General features: G+C 71.4%; 20 protein-coding genes. 8 read left to right on the top strand and 12 right to left on the bottom strand.

Annotation, left to right across the window (positions count from 1 at the left end):
* Nucleotides 1-34: 34 nt before the first annotated feature.
* Entirely contained in the window at nt 35-1216 is a 1182-nt protein-coding gene (locus CLT74_RS23955; RefSeq protein ID WP_199172248.1) for an NADH-quinone oxidoreductase subunit D-related protein, read from the top strand.
* A gap of 43 nt (nt 1217-1259) precedes the next feature.
* Here CLT74_RS23955 and CLT74_RS23950 read toward each other — a convergent pair whose 3' ends face one another.
* The 5 genes from CLT74_RS23950 to CLT74_RS23930 form a co-directional block, all read right to left on the bottom strand.
* Nucleotides 1260-2303: a hypothetical protein gene (locus CLT74_RS23950; protein ID WP_143697204.1), complete on the bottom strand. Its 1044-nt coding sequence runs from the start codon at nt 2301-2303 to the stop codon at nt 1260-1262.
* Complete coding sequence (locus CLT74_RS23945) at nt 2273-2932, bottom strand: hypothetical protein (RefSeq protein ID WP_099849047.1); 660 nt, start codon at nt 2930-2932, stop codon at nt 2273-2275. Before CLT74_RS23945 ends, CLT74_RS23950 begins: the two co-directional genes overlap by 31 nt.
* A gap of 190 nt (nt 2933-3122) precedes the next feature.
* Entirely contained in the window at nt 3123-4124 is a 1002-nt protein-coding gene (locus CLT74_RS23940) for a glycine betaine ABC transporter substrate-binding protein (RefSeq protein WP_099849045.1), read from the bottom strand.
* Nucleotides 4125-4360: 236 nt separating this feature from the next.
* A complete protein-coding gene (locus CLT74_RS23935; RefSeq protein ID WP_099849043.1) occupies nt 4361-5083 on the bottom strand; it encodes an ABC transporter permease in 723 nt (240 codons plus the stop codon).
* A 55-nt stretch (nt 5084-5138) separates the two neighbouring features.
* A complete protein-coding gene (locus tag CLT74_RS23930; protein ID WP_099849041.1) occupies nt 5139-5825 on the bottom strand; it encodes an ABC transporter permease in 687 nt (228 codons plus the stop codon).
* A gap of 2 nt (nt 5826-5827) precedes the next feature.
* Between CLT74_RS23930 and CLT74_RS23925 the strand changes: the two genes are divergently transcribed.
* The gene (locus CLT74_RS23925; protein ID WP_099849039.1) at nt 5828-6823 is read left to right on the top strand and encodes an ABC transporter ATP-binding protein; all 996 of its coding nucleotides are present in this window, start codon (nt 5828-5830) and stop codon (nt 6821-6823) included.
* A gap of 57 nt (nt 6824-6880) precedes the next feature.
* Here CLT74_RS23925 and CLT74_RS23920 read toward each other — a convergent pair whose 3' ends face one another.
* From CLT74_RS23920 to folP, 7 genes are all read right to left on the bottom strand, one after another.
* Nucleotides 6881-7372 carry a hypothetical protein gene (locus CLT74_RS23920; protein ID WP_099849037.1) on the bottom strand — a complete coding sequence of 164 codons (492 nt, stop codon included), beginning with the start codon at nt 7370-7372 and terminating at the stop codon, nt 6881-6883.
* 78 nt (nt 7373-7450) lie between these two features.
* Nucleotides 7451-7756 carry a hypothetical protein gene (locus tag CLT74_RS23915; RefSeq protein WP_093409856.1) on the bottom strand — a complete coding sequence of 102 codons (306 nt, stop codon included), beginning with the start codon at nt 7754-7756 and terminating at the stop codon, nt 7451-7453.
* A gap of 65 nt (nt 7757-7821) precedes the next feature.
* Entirely contained in the window at nt 7822-9030 is a 1209-nt protein-coding gene (locus CLT74_RS23910; RefSeq protein ID WP_099849035.1) for an ABC transporter permease, read from the bottom strand.
* A 306-nt stretch (nt 9031-9336) separates the two neighbouring features.
* Complete coding sequence (locus CLT74_RS23900; protein WP_199172421.1) at nt 9337-9822, bottom strand: DUF3180 domain-containing protein; 486 nt, start codon at nt 9820-9822, stop codon at nt 9337-9339.
* 29 nt (nt 9823-9851) lie between these two features.
* A complete protein-coding gene (folK, locus tag CLT74_RS23895; RefSeq protein ID WP_099849029.1) occupies nt 9852-10379 on the bottom strand; it encodes a 2-amino-4-hydroxy-6-hydroxymethyldihydropteridine diphosphokinase in 528 nt (175 codons plus the stop codon).
* The gene (gene folB, locus CLT74_RS23890) at nt 10376-10741 is read right to left on the bottom strand and encodes a dihydroneopterin aldolase (RefSeq protein ID WP_099849027.1); all 366 of its coding nucleotides are present in this window, start codon (nt 10739-10741) and stop codon (nt 10376-10378) included. Before folB ends, folK begins: the two co-directional genes overlap by 4 nt.
* Entirely contained in the window at nt 10738-11688 is a 951-nt protein-coding gene (gene folP / locus CLT74_RS23885; RefSeq protein WP_199172247.1) for a dihydropteroate synthase, read from the bottom strand. The genes folB and folP overlap by 4 nt, the downstream gene beginning before the upstream one ends.
* Before the next feature lie 343 nt (nt 11689-12031).
* On the opposite strand from folP, the gene CLT74_RS23880 reads away from it, so the two are divergent.
* The 6 genes from CLT74_RS23880 to CLT74_RS23855 are packed head-to-tail and all read left to right on the top strand — an operon-like array spanning nt 12032 to nt 19714.
* Nucleotides 12032-12349 (top strand): hypothetical protein, encoded by a 318-nt coding sequence (locus CLT74_RS23880; RefSeq protein ID WP_099849023.1) that lies wholly within the window; start codon nt 12032-12034, stop codon nt 12347-12349.
* Between the two features lie 13 nt (nt 12350-12362).
* On the top strand, nt 12363-12725 hold the full coding sequence (locus CLT74_RS23875; RefSeq protein ID WP_093409867.1) for a hypothetical protein: 363 nt from the start codon (nt 12363-12365) through the stop codon (nt 12723-12725).
* A gap of 49 nt (nt 12726-12774) precedes the next feature.
* Nucleotides 12775-16062, top strand: a complete 3288-nt coding sequence (locus tag CLT74_RS23870; protein WP_099849022.1) for an ATP-binding protein — start codon at nt 12775-12777, stop codon at nt 16060-16062.
* Nucleotide 16063: 1 nt separating this feature from the next.
* Complete coding sequence (locus tag CLT74_RS23865; protein ID WP_099849020.1) at nt 16064-17998, top strand: hypothetical protein; 1935 nt, start codon at nt 16064-16066, stop codon at nt 17996-17998.
* Entirely contained in the window at nt 17995-18555 is a 561-nt protein-coding gene (locus CLT74_RS23860; RefSeq protein ID WP_099849018.1) for a hypothetical protein, read from the top strand. The genes CLT74_RS23865 and CLT74_RS23860 overlap by 4 nt, the downstream gene beginning before the upstream one ends.
* Nucleotides 18548-19714, top strand: coding sequence for a M23 family metallopeptidase (locus CLT74_RS23855; RefSeq protein WP_099849017.1), 1167 nt, complete (start codon nt 18548-18550; stop codon nt 19712-19714). The genes CLT74_RS23860 and CLT74_RS23855 overlap by 8 nt, the downstream gene beginning before the upstream one ends.
* Nucleotides 19715-19722: the final 8 nt, after the last annotated feature.

The raw sequence follows: 19722 nt of genomic DNA, 5'->3' as shown, positions 1-19722 counted from the left end.
GTGATCACCGCCCGGCCGAACGGTTCATGGCACGATGGCGGGCATGACCACGGGCGAGCTGCGCGAGCTGACCGTCGGCACCGGAGCCGGCTTGGTGGCGGGCACCGGCGGAGAGCAGCTCGGCGCGGACATGGTGCTGAACATCGGACCGCAGCACCCCTCCACGCACGGCGTGCTGCGACTCAAGCTCGTCCTCGACGGCGAGCGGGTGCTCGCCGCCGAACCGGTCGTCGGCTACATGCACCGCGGTGCCGAGAAGCTGTTCGAGGTACGCGACTACCGGCAGATCATCGTGCTGGCCAACCGGCACGACTGGCTCTCGGCCTTCGCCAACGAACTGGGCGTGGTGCTCGCCGTCGAACGGCTGATGGGCATGGAGGTGCCCGAGCGCGCCACCTGGCTACGGATGGCGCTCGCCGAACTGAACCGGGTGCTCAACCACCTGATGTTCCTCGGCTCGTACCCGCTGGAGATCGGCGCGATCACCCCGATGTTCTACGCCTTCCGGGAACGGGAGACGCTCCAGACGGTGATGGAGGAGGTCTCCGGCGGGCGGATCCACTACATGTTCAACCGGGTCGGCGGCCTGAAGGAGGAGGTGCCCGCCGGCTGGACCGGGCGGGCCCGTACCGCCATCGGCGAGGTACGGCGGCGGATGCCGGACCTGGACAATCTGATCCGGCGCAACGAGATCTTCCTGGCCCGGACCGTCGGCGTGGGGGTGCTGTCGGCGGCCGAGGCGGCCGCGTTCGGGGCGTCCGGTCCGGTCGCCCGAGCCTCCGGGCTCGATCTGGACCTGCGCCGGGACGAGCCGTACCTGGCCTACGACCAGCTTGACGTGCCGGTGGTCACCAAGACTGCCGGCGACTGCCACGCCCGCTTCGAGGTGCTGCTCGACCAGGTGTACGCCTCGCTCGATCTGGCGGAGCAGTGCCTCGACCGGGTCGACCGGCTCACCGGACCGATAAACACCAGGCTGCCGAAGGTACTCAAGGCACCCGAGGGACACACCTACGCCTGGACGGAGAACCCGCTCGGGATCAACGGCTACTACCTCGTCTCGCGGGGCGAAAAGACGCCGTGGCGACTGAAACTGCGCACCGCCTCGTACGCGAACGTGCAGGCCCTGGCCACCCTGCTGCCCGGCTGTCTGGTGCCGGACCTGATCGCCATTCTCGGCTCGATGTTCTTCGTGGTGGGCGACATCGACAAATGACGGCCACCGCTGCGACGTCAACCGCGGGTGGCGGCCGTAGCGGTCAGCGCCAACGGCCAGCGCCGCCGTCGTGCGCTGCCGGGCCGTAGCCCGGCTCCTCCACGTGGTGCCGGCGGCCGTACGGCTCCCCGCCCGGGCGTTGTCCGCGCGTGGTTTCGGGCTGATACCCGTACGCCGGCTCCGACGGATAGCCGCGTACCGGTTCGGGCTGGTACCCACGCGCTGGTTCGGGCTGGTGACCACGTTGACGGGGCGGTCGCCACTCCGGGGGCACCGGCACCCCGCCGGCGGGCAGTGCTGGGCGGCTCTCCGGCTCACCCCAGCCGTCCCGCCGGGCTTCGTCGCCGTGGACGTCCCGGTGCGGCTCCTCGCGACGTACGCTCGCCCAGCGGTCCTCCATCCGGTACTCGGTGCCGGCCGGATCGGCGTGCATCTCGGCCCGACGCTCGCCGACCCGCAGCTCACGCCCCCGGTCGTCGTCGCGTACCGCTGCCCACCGGTCCCCGGCCCGAAGCTGTGCCCAGTACTGCCCGGTGTCGTCCGCCCGATGCCCCCGCGCCGCCGGAACCGGATCGGCGGGGGTCTCCCAACGTTGACCACCCGCGTCCCAGCCCCGATCGTCGCGCGCACCCCAGTCGCGGTCGTCCCGGACCCGCGCGGGCTCGTCCGGATAGCCGGAGCCGCTGTCCCGGGCGGTGGACCAGTCGTCGGGCGCGGCGGACCAGCGGCTCTCCTCCTGCGGTGGCGGCCAGGCGCGCTCCGGCTCGCGGGCCGAGCCGGACCAGGACCGTTCGTCGGCACGGGACGAGCCGGACCAGGGCCGCTCCTCGTCCTGGGCCGCCCCGGACCAGGAGTGCTCGTCCGGGCGCTCCGTGCCGGACCAGCGACGGCTCTCGTCCCGACGGGGACGTTCGTCGCCGTCGGACCAGGAGTTGTCGTCCCGTTCGGTGCCGGGGCCGCCCCGTCCGTGCTGCGCTCCCGACCACGCCGCCGGGTATCCGCCGTATCGGCCGCCGGACTCCCCCACCCCACCGTCCACGATCGTGTGCCGGGTGGTCACATGCACCGTCTCGGTGTGTCGGACCACCCGAGCGGCCTCGGCCCATGCTCATCTGGGCGATTGTCCTGCTCCGGGCGGCCCGGCGAGCCGTAGACACCGGCCGAGCCGCTGGCCGGGCGATCGTTCGTGGGCCCGGGTCGCTCCCCGCCGTACCCTCCGGTCGGTCCGGGAGCGGGCTGGGCCGTGCCGTACACCCCGGCCTGGGCGGCGACGCGTTCGGCCGGCCGCGACGGTGCCTCCGGGGCCGGTACCCGGGCCCGCCCCGGGCCGGACGGCTCGTCGTTCTGGACGGCGGAGACGCCACCGGAGTCGACCCGTCGACGCAACCCGGCCAGCGCTTCCTGCACCCGCTGGACCTCGTCGAGCGCCTGGTTGCCGCGTTGGGCGGCGGCCACGATCTCACCGCGCAGCTCCCGCCGCAGCTCGTCGACCTCCTCGCGGAGTTCCTCGGCCTGCGGCCCGCCGCCGTCGGTGCGCAGCGCGATGGAGAGCCCGATCAGCACCACGGCCAGGATGGCCAGCACCGCGGCGAACCGCAGCGGCCCGTTGCCGTCCGCCACAAGCAGTATCAGCGCCGCGACGGGAGCCAGGGCCACACCGCCCCAGAAGAGCAGGGTGAGCAGCTTGCGCGTATCGGCGGGCACCGGGGCGGGCATGGGTCCGCAGCCTACCGAGAGTTGCGTCACCTGGGAACGGCTCGACGGCAGGTCTCTGCCGCACTCGCCGGAAGGTCGCCGCCGCGAGCGCCGACGGGGTGCCCGACAGCACCCCAGACAGGTTCATGACCAGCAAAGACACGGCGCCCCGGCCAAGTCGGCCGGGGCACCGTGGTCCTGGCGCAGACGCTCAGCTCTGGGCGTACGCCGCATCGGTCGAGAAGACCAGACCGACACTTATCGTGCCGTTGCGCAGACCCGTCTTGGTCAACGGGCCGCCCTGGTCGAGCGAGGAGAACGAGCCGACCGCCAGCCCGTAGGTCTGCTCCAGGCCGGGCTTGCAGAACGGGCGCTCCTGGCACTCCGGCGGGCCACCCAGCACCGTTGCCGTGCCCGAGCACTTCTCGGCCAGTTCGGAGAGGGTCCGTACGCCGTACTTCTCGGAGAACTCCCGGGTCACGGCGAAGGCGTTCTGGTTCTGTGCGGCGGCCGGTGCGCCGAAGGTCAGCCCCGCCTTGCCACCCAGGTCGCGCAGCGCGGTGACGGTCTTGTCGACGTCCGGCGAGGAGACCGGCTGGCCACCGCTGTTCGCCTTGCCGTTGAGGAACTCGGCGAGCGTGGCCGCGTACTCCGGGACGACCTGGACCTCGCCCTTCTCCAGCGCCGGCTCGTACAACTCCCGGTTACCGATCTGCTGCACGCTTACCTGGTAGCCGGCGGCGGAAAGCTGGATCTTGTAAAGCTCCGCGATGATCTCGCTCTCGGTGAAGTTGCCCGCCCCGACGGTGATCTGCCCGCCCGGGCCCTTCTCCACGCCGTCGGTGAGCGAGTTGGCCTCGGCGAACTCCTGCGCCGCCGCCTGCGCGCTCTTGCGGTCCACGTCGACCGCCTTGTTGAGCTGCACCAGCTTCGGCGTGTCGAGCACCGCGGAGACCTTGTCGAGCGCGGCGATCAGCTGCGGCGTCGCCACCTCGCTGTTGATCGCCGGAATGATGTTGTCGGCGTTCTGCAGTGACTTGTCGTCCTCGAGTGCGATCAACTGCTCGCCGGCCACCGGAGCGCAGCCCTCACCCGAGGCTCCCTGCTGGGGTGCCTCGGTGCCGGACGAACCGGCGTCGCCGCAGCCCGCCAGCACCGTCGCCGCCGCGACCGCCCCCACGACCGCGATGGACAGTCTTCTACCTGCGCGCATCAGCCCGCCTTCCGTGTCCCGGCGCGGCCCGGGTGGGCCGGCCGCGTGTCCGACGGGCGATCCGCGCTGTGGCCGCCCGCGATTCCACCCAACATCCTGACGTAGCCCTCCGACAACCCGACGAGGCGTTCGTCACCGGAACGTCACCCATCGGTGTCACCACACCCTCGTCGATTCTCACCCGACCGACCACACGCGCCCGGGAACGCCGACGCCCCGGTGCGGTGGTCCGCAGGTCAGGTGCCGGTGACGGCGTCCGCCGCGCGGCGTCCGGCACCACGCCGGACCCGGCGTAGCGGGCGGGGGGTGACCAGCCGTTCGACAAGAGCGAAGAGCAGTTCGACACTTACCGCGAGCCCGGCGACCAGCAGCCCGCCGGCCAGGATCTGGCCACCACCCACCGCGATGCTCAAGCCGAACCCGAAGCGGATGATCTCTCCCAGGCCGCCGCCGTTGACAAATGTCGCGAGCGCTGCCGTGGCGACCACCTGGACGGCGGCCGTCCGGAAGCCGGCCGCGAGGTAGGGCACCGCCAACGGCAGTTCCACCCGCCGCAGCACCTGCGCCCCGGTCATGCCCATGCCACGGGCCGCCTCCCGCGTCTCCGCATCGACCTGCCGCACCCCGGTGTACGCGTTCGCCAGCAACGGCGGCACGGCGAAGACCGCCAGGGCGACCACCACCGCCGGACGGCCGAAGCCCAGGAAGGTCAGCGGAAGGATGGTCAGCAGCGCCAGTGTGGGCACCGCCAGGGTGAGATTGGAGATGAGCACCACCAGCCCACCGCCCCGGCCGGTGTGCCCCAGCCAGAGGCCCAACGGCCAGGCCACCAGGCAGCCCAGCAGCACCGCGGCGGCCGACATGCTGACGTGCTCGCCGAGCCGGTCCAGGATCCCGCCCGGGTTGGTCCAGTTCAGCGGATCGTTGAGCCAGACCACCGCCTGCGACACCGGGTTCATCGCGGCCTCCGGCAGGTTCGGCGGTGCCGGTCACGTCGTCCCACGCCAGCGGCGCTCATCCGGCCCGCCCGCGCAGCCATGGGGTGAGCAGCCGGCCAGCCCCGATCAGGACCAGGTCGAGCACCAGAGCGAGCAGGACACAGAGCAGCGTCCCGGTCATGATCTGGGCCTTGTAGAGGTTGTTCTGGAAGCCGGCGAAGATGATCTGCCCGAGCCCACCCCGCCCGATCACCACGCCGACCGTCACCAGCGCCACCGTGGAGACCGTGGCCAACCGCAGGCCGGTCAGGATGCCCGGTACCGCCAGCGGCAACTCGATCCGCAACAGGCGGCCCCAGCGGCCGTAACCCATGCCCTCGGCCGCCTCCCGCACCTCGGCCGGCACCTGGTTGAGCCCGGCGACGGTGTTGCGGACGATCACCAGCAACGCGTACAGCACCACCACGCTCAGCACAGTAGCGACGCCGATGCCCAGATAGGGCGCCACGAATGCGAACAGGGCCAGGGAGGGGACCGTGTAGAGCACTCCGGTCAGTGCGAGAATCGGCCCGGTGAGCGGCCGGTACCAGTACGCCACCACGGCCAGCGGGACGGCGATCAGCGCGGCGATGAGCACCGCCCGCAGGGTCAGCGTGGTGTGCTCCCGCAGGGCGTTGAGCACCGTGTCAGAGTTGTCCCGCACGTACTGCCAGGAGAACCACGGGTTACCCGGATCAGCCCGGTAGCTCAGGCGGAAGGACATACGTGGACGTTACCCCGGGTGTCGACGGTGATCGTCGCGCGGCGTCGATCACTCTCGACGGCATCGGCAAACGCTACCCGGACGGCACCGAGGCGGTCCGAGAACTCAGGCTGCACGTCGCCGAGGGCGAACTCGTCGTACTGATCGGCCCGTCGGGTTGCGGCAAGTCGACGGTGCTGCGGATGATCAACCGGCTGATCGAGCCGACCGCCGGCCGGATTCTGCTCGGCGGCTCCGACGTCACCCGGGTCGACCCGGTGAAACTGCGCCGGCAGATCGGCTACGTCATCCAGAACGTCGGGCTCTTCCCGCACCAGACGGTGGCCGCCAACGTGGCCACGGTGCCCCGGCTGCTCGGCTGGGCCGCCGACTCCGTTCGCCGTCGGGTCGAGGAACTGCTGGACCTGGTCGGTCTCGATCCGGCGCAGTTCGGCCGGCGTTATCCCCACGAACTCTCCGGTGGCCAACGGCAACGGGTCGGGGTGGCCCGGGCGCTCGCGGCCGACCCGGTGGTGCTGCTGATGGACGAGCCCTTCTCCGCCGTGGACCCGATCGTGCGGACCCGGCTCCAGGAGGAGTTCCTGCGGTTGCAGGCGGAGGTACGCAAGACCATCGTCCTGGTCACCCACGACCTGGACGAGGCCGTCCGGCTCGGTGACCGGATAGCGGTGCTCTCCGAGGGCGGCCGGTTGGAGCAGTACGACACCCCGGCGGCGCTGCTCGGCGCTCCCGCCACCGGGTTCGTCCGCGAGTTCGTCGGCGCCGACCGGGGCATCCGCCGGCTGGCCGTCACTCCGGTGACCCGGGAGGTGCTCGATCCGCTGCCGGTCGACGGCGGTGCGGACCTGCCGGCGGTGCCGCTGGGCGGCTCGGCGTACGACGCGCTGGCCGTGCTGCTCACCGCCGCAGGTGGGCAGGCGGTGGTCACCGAGGACGGACGCCCGGTCGGGACGCTCAGCCGGGAGCGCATCCTGACCCTGACGGAACCAGCAGGCTGAGGCACTCGCCGGGATCGACCGGGTCCGACGGCGCTGCCGACGGACCCGGTCGTGCCGTCAGCGCCGACCCCGGTAACCGCCGAGGGTGGCGATGCCGATGATCCAGCCGACGAAGAGGCCGTACTCCGCGCCGTCGCCCGCAGCCTGGAAGGCGCCCAGCAGCGACGGGTTGGTCCGGATCAGCGTGGTGAGCAGGGCGGCGAACGCCCCGGCGAAGACGAACGCCGCCCAGCCGGCGAAGAACTGGCTGATGGTGCCCCGGGCGCGGGCGAGCTGGGAGCCCGGCAGCAGGTAGAGGAACACGAAGGTGAGGACGACCACGAGGATCGCCCTCAGGTCGTCGGCGAAGATCTCCTGAATCGAGTCGGAGGAGTCGAATCGCCAGGCCGGCCAGGCGAGCAGTCTGAGGAACCAGCCGCCGGCGCTGTCCGGATCTGTGTTGTCCCTGGCCCAGTCGACGTACCACGGGCTGCCGAAGACCAGGACCAGGATGAGCGCGGCGAGCGTGCCAGCGCCCGGTGCGGACTTGTATCGATTGGTGAGAGCCATGGCCTCGCTAGTTCCCAGCGGATCGACGCAGGCAAACGCGAGGCGTCATTTATGGTATTACGCGCGTTTGACGCCGCCCTAGTGCTTCATCAGGTAGTCGATGAACGCGGCGCGCAACAGTGGCGCGGACTCCTCGTAGCCGTGCCCGGTCATCTCACGCCAGAGGGCGACCGCCTCGTCGACGGTGGGCCCCACCGAGTTCGGCGCACCGTCCAGCGCTGCGGCCTCGTCCGCATTCGGCAGGTGCCGCAACACCGACCAGAAGAACCGCACGTCGCGACGCTCCCGGGCGAGGGTGAAGGCGCGTTCGCGCAGTTCCTCGGTGGAGAGGACGTCCAACTCCTCGAACGACCGGCCGCCGGAGATCGATGATGTGTCGGTCATGTGCCGAGCCTAACCGTCGAGATCACTCTCGGCGCGCCGACGCCGCGCAGCGCGCTGCCGACCGGTCACCTGTCGTCCGCCTCCCAGGTCCGTTGGCCACTTTCCCAGCGTCGGGTCCCCCACGGGTCCGTGCCGCTGGCGGTGGGTTGGGTCGGCAGCACGGGCGGCCAGTCACCGACCGGCTGCGGCTGCGCCACACTCCACCCGCCACCGGTGGCGGGTTCGGTGGGCGGTGGCGGGGGCAGCGCACCGACTGCCGGCGCCGGGCGTCCGTACGTCTCGACCAGGCGGGTGACGCCAAGGCCGACGGCCAACGCCGCCCCGCCGACCATCCAGTGACTGACCGTCCAGCCCCGGGCCTGTGCGTACGCCAGGAACAGCCCGATCGCGCCAGCCGTCAGCAGCGTGCCGAAGACGCCGCCGCGCAGCCCGAACGCGCTGGTGCCGGCGAGCAGCGTGGCACCTACCGCCAGCACCGTCCAGTCCAACCCCGCCGCCGGTGTCACAGCTCCGTCGGTCGAGGCGATCAGTACGCCGGCGAGAGTCGCGAGCACGGTGGAGCAGACGTACCCGACGGTGGCGACGACGGCCGCCGCAGCGCCCCGCCGACGGGCCGGGTCGGCCGCCGGACGGAACCGCCCGACCAACCGACGAATCGGGCTCACCGCCCCGAAGAGCCCGCCGAACACCGCGATCGCGGCAAAGCCGACGAACAGTTGTCCGGCGGTGCCCCGCGGGTCGTAGTCCCCCTGCACCAGGACGGGTGCGGAGCGTTCCTCGATGTAGACGATGACACCTGCCGCACCACCGAGGCTCGCCACCCAACCGGGCACGTGCAGCAGCACGACCACCAGCCCGAGCAGGAGCCCACCGATCGCGGCCACCGCGGCGGCCGTGCCGACGGCGCCGAGCACCCCGCGGTCGCTCTGTTCGGCGAAGTGCAGCCCGGCCGCGACAGCCACCGGGCCGATCGCGAGGTTGACCGCGGCGGTACGCAGCGTCAACCCGGCGGCCAGTGCCAGCAGACCCAGGCCGACCACGTCGACGATGAGATCCCGCAACCCGCTGCCGCGCAGCACCGCCGGATCCTCCCGCCACACCAGGTAGACAAGTGCGCCGAAGCCGAGCAGCAGCAGCGTCTCCCAGACGATGTAGACGCCGAACCGGTCCCGGCCCGGCTCGGCGTCGGGTTCGTCGAGGGGCTCCGCCCCGGTCGCGGGACCGACCGAGGCAGGCTCCGTCGGTCCACCACGGTCCGGTTCGTCGTACCCCATGATCTATGCCTCCCAGCGGCCGTCCGGACTCCACCGACGCACGGGCGGACCGGCGGCGCGGCGTTGCCTTTCGGTCGCAGGCACCGTACCCGCGCCCCGGAGCCGGGCGTAACCCCCTGGCTGGGCGGGTACCACGCGGCCCAGGCCCTGTGTCGAAGTCCTCGGTCGAGCCGAGGCGGAGTCCAGGCGGCGGTCCGGCAAGGCGGGGATTGGTCCGGATACCGGTGTTGTATCCGGACCAATCCCTGAAGCGGCCGGTCGTCGCCTGGGCCCGCCGCAGGCCGGCCAGGGACTTCGACACAGGGCCTAACGGTGACCCGGGCGGCTCTCCCAGTCGTCCGGCTCATGTTCGTCATCCGGCCGCTCCGGGACCCGGCACGACCTCTCCAGCCAGAGCGCGGCGGCGACCAGGGCGGCCGAGGCCAGCAGGCCGGCGATGGCCGCCGGGCGATCGTCGGCAGCCGCCCGCGTCGGCTGCACGAACAACCAACCGGTCAGCCCCGCGTACCAGCCGGTGAAGATGGCACCGACAAGCGCGGACGCCTTGGCCAGTACGACGAACCGGGCAACCATCAACGGATTGACCGGGTCACGGCCGGGCCGACGCTCGATCCGCCCCCGGGTGTTGATCGCGGCGTACGCCTCCAGCACGGCAAGCCCGGCCAGCGTCACCACCGGCAGCCAGGGCAGTGGCGGCAACCGGTCGTAGTAGATGCCGCTGATCAGCAGCCAGGCCACCGCCGCGGCAGCGAGGGCGGCCACCACCAGGGTCGAGATGCGGGTTGGTCCCATCCGCGACCCGTCGGGCGGTGGGGAAACGCTCATGCCGTCGACTCTAACGTCAGATCCGGCCGAGGGCTCAGTTCCGGCACCCCGGCGGCGGCCGGCCCATTGACGAGCAGGTCGGTCAGCCAACCGTGCCCGGGCAGTTGACCGTAGGGCTGGATGTCGATCCACGGTCGCAGCACGAAGGCCCGTAGATGCGCCCGGGGATGCGGCAGGGTCAGTTCGGGGTCCTCGCTGAGCACCGGGCGGTCGTCTTCGGTCCACACCGCGACGACATCGACGTCGAGGGTGCGGGGCCCGAAGCGTCGACCCGGGTCCCGGACGCGGCCCGCGGCGGCCTCCGCCGCCCGACCCCGCGCCAGCCAGTCGTAGGGGCCGGCGGCCGGATCCGCGGCCAACAGCACCGCGTTCAGGTACGCCGGCTGCTCGGTGTCGCCCCACGGCGGGGTCTCGTAGACCCCGGAGACCACGAGGACACTGTCACCGAGGACGGCCAGCGCGGTGCGCAGGTGACCGAACCGGTCGCCGAGGTTGCTGCCGAGGGAGAGCACGGCGCGGGTCATCGGGTACGCCTCCGGTACATGGTCACGGCCACGTCGGTGAAGGCGTGCGGGACCGGAGCCTCGGGTTTGTGCACGGTGACCGTCACGCCTGTCACCCGGGGATCCGTCAGGCAGACCTCGATCAGCCGGTCAGCGAGGGTCTCGATCAGGTTCACCGGCTCGCCGGTGATCACCTCGACCAGCCGTTCGGCCAGCTCGCCGTAGTGCACGGTGTCCCGTACGTCGTCGGACCGGGCGGCCGGGCGCAGATCGAGTTCGAGCAACGCGTCGACGACGAACTCCTGACCGTTGGCGCGTTCGAAGTCGTACACCCCGTGCCGGCCGTGCGCCCGTAGACCGGTCAGTTCGATCCGATCGGTCATCGCCGGGCCCGCCCCTCGACTGCGGCCTCCCCGACGCCGCCCGGCCGCACGGCGTCCCGTGCACCCGGCCCGGTGGCGGTCGACGCGACGGCCTCGGCCGGCAGCGGGGCAGTCAGGCGGGGACGGCCGGTGGCCTGCCAGACGGCGAGGGCGTCGACTGTGGCGCGCACGTCGTGCACCCGTACCCCCCAGGCGCCGGCGGCCACCGCGAGCAGGCTGGTGGCGACCGTGGCCGTCTCCCGCCCGGTGGTGGGTCGGTGCGCACCGTCGGGGCCGGCCAGCAGTTGACCCAGATACGACTTGCGGCTCGCGCCGAACAGCAGCGGGTAGCCGAGCGCGACCAGTTCGGGCAGCCGGGCGCTGAGCTGCCAGTTGTGGGCGGCGTTCTTGGCGAAGCCGAGACCCGGATCGACGATGATGCGATCCGCGGCGACCCCGGCGGCGAGCGCCGCGTCCACCCGCTTGCCGAGTTCGGCACGGACGTCGGCGACCACGTCGCCGTAGCTGGCCAACTCGCTCATCCGGCGGGAGTGGCCGCGCCAGTGCATCAGCACCCAGGGACAGCCGGCGTCGCTGACCACCCGGGCCATGTCGGGGTCGGCGAGCCCGCCCGAGACGTCGTTCACTACCACCGCCCCGGCGTGCAGCGCCGCCACGGCCACCCGGGCACGGGTGGTGTCGATGCTGACCGGGACACCTGCCGAGGCCAGCGCGCGAATGACCGGCACCACCCGGGCGGCCTCGGTCTCCGCGTCGATCCGGTCGGCGCCGGGCCGGGTCGACTCTCCACCGACATCCACCAACCCTGCTCCGTCGGCTCGCAGCCGGACGCCGTGTGCGACAGCAGCCTCGACGTCGGCGTAGCGTCCGCCGTCGGAGAAGGAGTCGGGCGTGACGTTCAGGACGCCCATCACCACCGGGGCCGGAGCCCGCACCAGATCGGTCACGAGTAGGACGGTACCGGGCCCGTCGCCCGCCACAGACCGCCCGGTCGAAGGCCCTGACATGGCAATTGGAACAGGTGTACGATCGGTCGTCCGGGTCGGTTCGGGCAGCATCTTCGCGGCTTGTCGCAAAGGGGGGCGGCCCGTACGCTGTGGAATTGCCCAGCATAGAGATGGCGACGGTTGGAGGGAGGGCCGAAACGGGACAACCCGCCCAAAAATCGCCACCGTCCGTGGCGGTTGTCGTACGCAGGGTCTTGGACGCTGCGCACAGTGAGCACCGATCCCGCCAGGCTTGCCTACTGCACCACCGCGGCGCCGCCGGCCGCGACTTGGGGAGGTTTCAGTGATCGCCATCGAGCTGATGGAAACGGCGTCCACAAGCGTCGGCCACCTGCTCTCCACTTTGGCGTCGTCGATCCCGTTCGCCGCCGAGGAGCCGAAGGGAATCGACACCGAGGGTGTCGTCACCTTCTTCGCCAGCAAGATCGCTCCGATCCTGTTGGCCGTGCTGGGCGTCATCTTCATCGGCCGCGCCAGCCGGGGCGAGATCTCCAAGGTGCTGACCAGCTCGGCCATCGCGATCGTCGGGTTGGCCTTCATCGCCGGAGCCGCCACCCTCTTCTTCATCGGCGACTTCCTGATCAACCTCATCTTCGAATAGGCGCGGGCACGAGATGCGGCTGCGCACCGACGACGACATCTACCGGGCTCGCCTGGTCTATCTCGGCCCGCCCGGTTACACCCTTCCGGTCCACCTGCCGTACGCCCAGTACGGACTGTTCATGCTGCTCGTTCCCCTCTACATGTTCATCCACTGGCTGTTCACGTTGCAGGTCGAGCTCTTCCCCGCCTGGGAGATCGCCCTCGCCATCGTGACCACCTCGTTCGTCTTCCGGTACGTCGACCCGGACCGTCCGGCGCGCATGGTGATCCGCACCGCGCTGACCGACTGGCGACGCACCCGGGAGCCGGCCGCCGAGCAGCGCGATCCGCGTCTGGTCGGCAGCAGGATCAGGATCCGGGAGGAACTGGCATGACCGGCTGCACGCCGCACGGGCCGAACGAGGACACGGGCAGGGCGATCGCATGAGCCGCTCCGCCACGCCGGGATCCCCGGCCGGACGTCCAGCCGCACCGCACGGTAACCGTGCGCGTTCGTTCGACTACCCTGAATCCAGCGAGCTGGACGAGTCCACGCTGGATCCGGCGCTCGCCACCACCCCGGGTCACGGCAGCGTCGGTGTGTTCCAGGCGCCCCGCCCGGTGCAGCGCCGGGCGGTTCCGGCCGAACCGGTACCGACCAGCCGGGACAGCGCAGACATCGACTCTCCGTTCCTCGATCTGTTCGGCGGCGCGTACCCCCGGCCCGGTTCCGCCCAGCGTCCCGCCCGGGCCCTGCCGCAGCAGCCGCACCCCGCGCCACCCGCGCTCGGCCCCGCGCCGGCAGCCCATCGCGCGGCGCCGCCACCGGCGCCACCGCGACCGGTCGGCCCCGCACCCGCCACGTCACCGGTCCGCGTGGACGACGGCGCGGTGGCCGCCACGAGCCCGCCCCCGGCCCCCTCCCGGGTGGTGCCGACCTCCGGCGACAGGTTGCCGAGCGCCCGACCACCCGCCGACGACCGCCCCGCCGGTGACGATCATCCGGTCCGCGAGGAACGCCGCGCCCGTGAGCACGGCCCGGCACCTGCCGACGCCGCTACCCGGACGCCCCGCCGGGTAGCGCCGCCGGCCACCACCCCGGCCCCCCGGCAGCGATCCGTGGAGCACCGTGACCGGCCGGTCAAGCCGGTCCGCGTCCGACCGCCGAAGATCAAATTTGGCGATCGGGATCCGTCGGTCGAGCTGGCCATCACCGAGATCGCCGGTCACCTGACCTTCACCCCCAACACGGTCACCGCCTGGTACTGGCTGCCCGAGGTGCGCTGGGCCTTCCGCCCGGACGCGGAACGCGAGGCGTTGCTCTCGGCCATCTCGGAGCAGTACGCCGGCCTGGCCGGCTTCCGGCTGCACCTGCGCCGGACCACCCGCCCCTTCCCGGCGGACGAGTGGGCCCGCACCATCGACGCGAACACCGCCGCGCCACTGCCCGACGTGCCCGGCACACCAGGCTGGGCCGAGCATCTGGTCGCCGCCCAGCGACACCTGCTCTCGGTCAATCACGCCGAGGGCCAGACCTACCTCGGAGTCACCTTCGCCCGACGGTCACTCGGCGACTCGCTCACCGAACGGCTGCTGCGCACCTTCGGCCGCGGCGTCGCCGACGGCGAACGGCGCAAGCTCGGCCGCACCGTCGAACAGTTCGACGAGGTGCTCGGCGCGTTCGGCATGCGCGGCCGTCGGGTCACCGCGCACGAGTTGGAATGGCTGCTCTACCGGTCGGTGGCGCTCTGCATGGCACCCCCCGGCACGCTCTCGCCCATCACCGACGGACGCTGGGAACGCGGCGACCTGCTCGCCCTCACCGAACAGGTCGAGCGCTACCGCACGCCGTACGGTTCCACTGTCAAGCTGGTCCACCGGATGACCGGCGAGGAGCGGCACGTGGCGGTGCTCGCCGTGGGCCGGATGGAGCCGCTGGAGATCCCCGAGCGACACGAACCCTGGCTGCACTTCCACGAGCGACTGCCCTGGCCGATGGAGCTCTCCACCCGGGTCGACATCCTCGGTTCCGGCGACTCCTTCCGCAACCTGGAACACCGGCTCCGGATGATCCGCTCACAGCAGCTCGACTACGCCGAACACGGCATCGACGCCCCGCCCGAGCTGGAGCGACTCGCCAAGCGCGCCCTGGTGATCGGCGACGAGATGACCACCGGCCTGCCGGTGGACTCCGCCCGCGCCCACGGTTGGCACCGGATCGCGGTGGGTGGTCGTACCCGGGAAGAGTGCCTGGAACGGGCTCGCCGGCTCATCCAGCTCTACTCCCGCGAGCTGCGCATCTCCCTGCAACACCCGAAGAACCAGGACTGGCTGGCCCGCGAGTTCATCCCCGGCGAACCGATCGCCAACACCGGCTACGTGCGCAGGATGCCGGTCAACCTGCTCGCGGCGGCGCTGCCGCAGGCCGCCTCGACGGTAGGTGACCGGCGCGGCGACCTGATCGGGCGTACCGCGGGCACCTGCCGCCGCCCGGTCTTCCTCGACCTGCACTTCCCGATGGAGGTGCGGGAGCGCTCCGGCCTGGCGGTCTTCGTGGCCGAGCCGGGTGGTGGCAAGTCCACGCTGCTCGGCGCGTTGGGCTACCTCGCGGCCCGCCGCGGCGTGCAGGTGACCCTGCTCGACCCCTCCGGCCCACTGGCCCGACTCTGCGCCATGCCGGAGCTTCGGCCGTACTCACGAGTGCTGAACCTGACCGGCTCCGAACACGGCACCCTGGCGCCGTACTCGCTGATCCCGACACCATTGCGCAGCGAGTTCGCCACCGGGGCCGCCGGTGACCGGGAGTTCGAGATCGCGGTCTCCAACGCGCGGGCCGAGCGCCGGATGCTGGTACAGGACATCTGCATGATGCTGGTGCCGCCGCAGGTCGCCCGGGAAGCCTCCACCGCCACGCTGTTCCGGCACGCCGTACGCCAGGTACCCGCCGAGGAGACCTCCACCCTGGACGACGTGGTCACCTGTCTCGGCCAGCTCGACGACGATGCCGGCCGGGAACTGGCAAACCTGCTGCTGGACACCGCCGAGATGCCACTGGCGATGCTCTTCTTCGGTCGCCCACCGGACGGACTACTCGGCCCGGACGCGGCGCTCACCGTGATCACCATGGCCGGCCTGCGACTGCCCGACCTCAAGATCGAACGCGAATACTGGTCGGCTGAGGAGGCGCTCGCCCTGCCGATGCTGCACACCGCACACCGGTTGGCGGTCCGCCGCTGCTACGGCGGCTCGATGGCCTCGCGGAAGCTTGTCGGACTGGACGAGGCGCACTTCATGGAGGGGTGGCGCTCCGGCCGGTCCTTCCTCGTCCGGCTCGCCCGCGACTCCCGCAAGTGGAACCTCGCCGCGCTTGTCGCCTCGCAGAACCCGCGGGACATCCTCGGCCTAGACGTGCAGAACCTCGTCTCCACCGTGTTCGTCGGCCGGATCGCCGAGGACGCCGAGATCGCCTCCGAGGCGCTGCGGCTGCTGCGCGTACCTGTCGACGACGGCTACGAGGCCACTCTCGCCTCGCTCTCCACCGCCGACGCCACCTCGGCCAACCGGCTCGGCTTCCGAGAGTTCGTCATGCGTGACGTCGACGGCCGGGTCCAGAAGGTCCGCGTCGACGTCTCCTACGTGGACGGACTGCTGGACCACCTCGACACCACCCCCGCCGCCATCGCCGCCGCCGCAGGGGTGCTACCAACCGTGCTGCCTGACATGGAGGCGTGACATGGCGAGGGCCCGGGCACGGATCACGGCGCTCCTCCTGGCACTCGGCGTCCTCGCCGCAGCCACGATCAGCTGGCCCGGGCTCACGGCCACACCGGCGTACGCCGCGCCGGCCACGTACCAGGCCGCGGCCGAGCTCTGCACGACCGAGGAATGGCAGGTCGACTTCCGCGCCTGCGTCGCCAAGCTGCAACAGGTGGCATCTACTGAGATCAACTGCCGTCAGCCGCCGACGCCGAGCGCGCCGGACTCCGGTATCGCCGGGTGGTTCGCTTCCCGTCCTGATGCCTCCAAACTTCCCGGCCCGAAGGGCTACTACACCGACTACGGCTACGCCGGCTACAGCTACAACACATATGACATCGAAACTGGGTGCGCGACCGGGCTGCTGCATCCGGACTACAAGTTCACAAACACAATCGCCAACGGCGAGTTCATGATGGCGACGGCGATCATCGGCGCCTCGAACGCGCTGCGCGAACGCGCCTGGGAGCCGGGCACGATGTGGGGCTGGGCGGACCCGCTCGTGGACCAGGCCACCAAGGCGATCTACCAGAAGGTGTTCAGCGTCTTCGGCATCGTCACGCTCTGCGTTGTCGGGCTCTACCTGCTCTGGCGCTCCCGCCAGTCCGACATGAGCAGCGCGATGACCACCGCGGGGTGGGCGTTGGTGGTGATGGTGGCGGTGACCGCGCTGGCTGCCTGGCCGGTCAAGTCCGCGAACCTCGCCGACGGCGCCCTCGTCTCCACTCTCGGTGTCGTGCACGACGCCGTTGGCCCCGCCGCCAAGGACGTGCCGCCGGACCGGTGCGCGATGCCCAACCCGGACGCCTGCACGGACAAGCGTCCGCCGGCGGTCCGGGCCAGCGACACGGCCGCGGAGGCGATGCTCTACCGGAACTGGCTACGCGGCGTGCTCGGCTCGGCCGACAGTGAAACCGCCAAGAAGTACGGTGCCGCACTCTACGACGCCAAATCGCTGTCCTGGGAGGAAACGGAGAAGATCCGGGCCAATCCGCAGACGCGCGAGGCCACCATCAGCGCCAAGAACCAGCAGTGGATGACGGTAGCGCAGCAAATCAAGCAGGAGGATCCGGAAGCCTACGAGTACCTGAAGGGTGTCCGCGACATGGACCGGGTGGGAGCCGGGTTCATCGCGGTGCTCGCCGCCCTGCTCTTCGCGATGTTCGACCTGACCGCGTCGCTGCTGGTGCTGCTCGGCTTCCTGATCTTCCGGTGGGCGGTGATCGCGGCACCGATCCTGGGCACCATCGGTCTGCTCCGCCCGGCCAGCGCCGGCCTGCGGCGGCTGGGCAACGCGGTGGTGGCGGCACTGTTCAACATCGCGATCTTCGGTACCGGTGCCGCCATCTACCTCTTCGCTGTCGACCTGATCATGAGCACGGCCACCCTTCCCGGCTGGCTGCAGGTAGTGCTGGTCTGGCTCTGCGGGGTGGTCGGCTGGCTGCTGCTGCGCCCGTACCGCCGGATCACCCAGCTCGGCGGCAAGGACAACAGCGAGGCGGTCAGTTCGGCAGGCTCCTGGCACCGCAGGTTCTTCCGGGACATGCGCACCGCGGCCCGGCTCGACGTCGCCGAGCCAGGCGGCACCGCCGAGCCAAGCGTCGGGCGGCGCCGGGCGATCACACCGGAGCAGCCGAAGGTACGGCCGGAGGCTCGTCCGGACCCCGTCCCCAGCGGCGCACCCGCTGCCGCGAAGCGGACGGACGACCGTGCGGCCGGCGGTGCCGACGAGCAGAGCCGGGAGCAGCGCCCCAAGCGGGCAGCCGCGCCCAAGCCCCGTCGTCGACAGCCAGCCTCCTGGACCGAGCCGGACGTGCCGGATGAGAACCCCTCCTACGTCATCTACCGTCCCGGATCGGCCGAACGGACCCCAGAGAAACCAGCACCGCGGGTCCGCTCCGAGGCACGGTGACACTCGTGCGGCGGGCCATCGAGTTCCTGTTCCTGCGGCTGCTACGGTCCCGGCTGGGTGTCGCACTCGGCATCGCCGTGCTGGTGCTCGGGGTGGTCGGGGCGGCCCGGCTGGTGGCCGGCCCGACCGACCTGGCCTCCGGGCTGAGTAATCGCCCGGCCGAACCGATCACCACGGTGCACCCGACCACCGGGGACGACGGCGCGATCTCCACGACCACGACGCCGTCCCCGGTCACCCGGCCCGGCCAGCCGGCTCCGGAACTGGTCGCCGAACGTTTCGTCGCAGCCTGGCTCGGCCGTCCGGGGCAGACCGCCGAGGACTGGCACGACGCACTGCGTCCGCTCTCCACCGCCAGCCTCACCGAGAAGCTCGCGGGCGCCGACCCTACCGATGTACCCGCTGGCACGGTCACCGGCGATGTGACCCTCAGCCCTCGCGGTGAGACCTTCGTGGAGGCCACGATCCCCCTCGACGGCGGGCAACTCCGGCTCGAGCTGCTGGGGCTCGACGGACGCTGGCTGGTGGACGCGGTGGATTGGAGCAGGGATGAGTGAGCAGAGCCGTCCCCGCCGGCCGGTCCGGACCGGTGCCCTCGCCGCCGCGCTCACCGCGACGTTGGCACTGCTCTGCTGCACCGGTGGCGCTGGTGCCTTCTTCCTCACCGAGCTGGGTGGCGACGCCGCCGAGCAGCTGGCCCCGGCCAGTATGGACTGCACCGGCGACTTCGAGGTCGACGTGACCGGCAAGATGCCGCGCTTCGCCGAGTACGGCGAACGCCAGTTGCGGAACGCCGCCGTGATCATCAAGGTCGGTCAGGAGATGAAGGTGCCGCCGCGGGGCTGGGTGATCGCCGTGGCGACCGCCATGCAGGAGTCGCGGCTGCTGAACCTGGCCAACAGCACTGTCGGCGGGTCGCAGGACATTCCCAACGAGGGGATCGGGGCCGATCACGACTCCGTCGGTCTCTTCCAGCAGCGGGCCTCGTGGGGCACTGTCGCCCAGCGGATGAACCCCGAGTACGCGTCCCGCAAGTTCTACGAGAAGCTCGTCGAAGTGCCCGGCTGGGAGAAACTTCCGCTGACGGTAGCCGCCCAGCAGGTCCAGATCAGCGCCTTCCCGGACGCGTACGCGAAGCACGAGGAACTCGCCGCCCGCATCGTAGACGCGCTGGCCGGCGGTGCGGCGCGGACCGCGCTGATCGCGGGAGAGGAGGTGTGTGACGCGGCCGCAGGCGGTGAGGTCGCCGCCTCCGGTTGGACCGCACCCATTCCGGGTGGGGTCGGCTCCGGATTCCGAACCGCCAGTCGGCCCGGGCACAACGGTGTGGACATCGCCGCTCCGAAGGGCACACTGATCAGAGTCGCGGCCACCGGCCGCGTGCTGGTCTCCCGCTGTGACCCCGACCGGAGAGGACGACTCACCTGCAACGTGGACGGCTGGCCCGGCAAGGGCGGCTGCGGCTGGTTCGTCGACGTGCTGCACGCTCAGGGTTTCATCACCCGCTACTGTCATCTGGTGAGTCGTCCCCGGGTCGCCGCGGGCGACACGGTGCAGGCTGGTGAGGTGATCGGCGAGGTGGGCAGCAGTGGCAACTCCTCCGGGCCGCACCTGCACTTCGAGGTGCACGTCGAAGGCGATCGCAGCAGCCGGGGCGCCATCGACCCGGTGCCGTTCATGCTGTCGAAGGGCGCGCCGTTGAAGGGCGCCGGGTGAACCACCCG

Source organism: Verrucosispora sp. CNZ293 (genome assembly GCF_002754655.1).
This window is presented reverse-complemented; position numbering and strand designations above follow the sequence as displayed.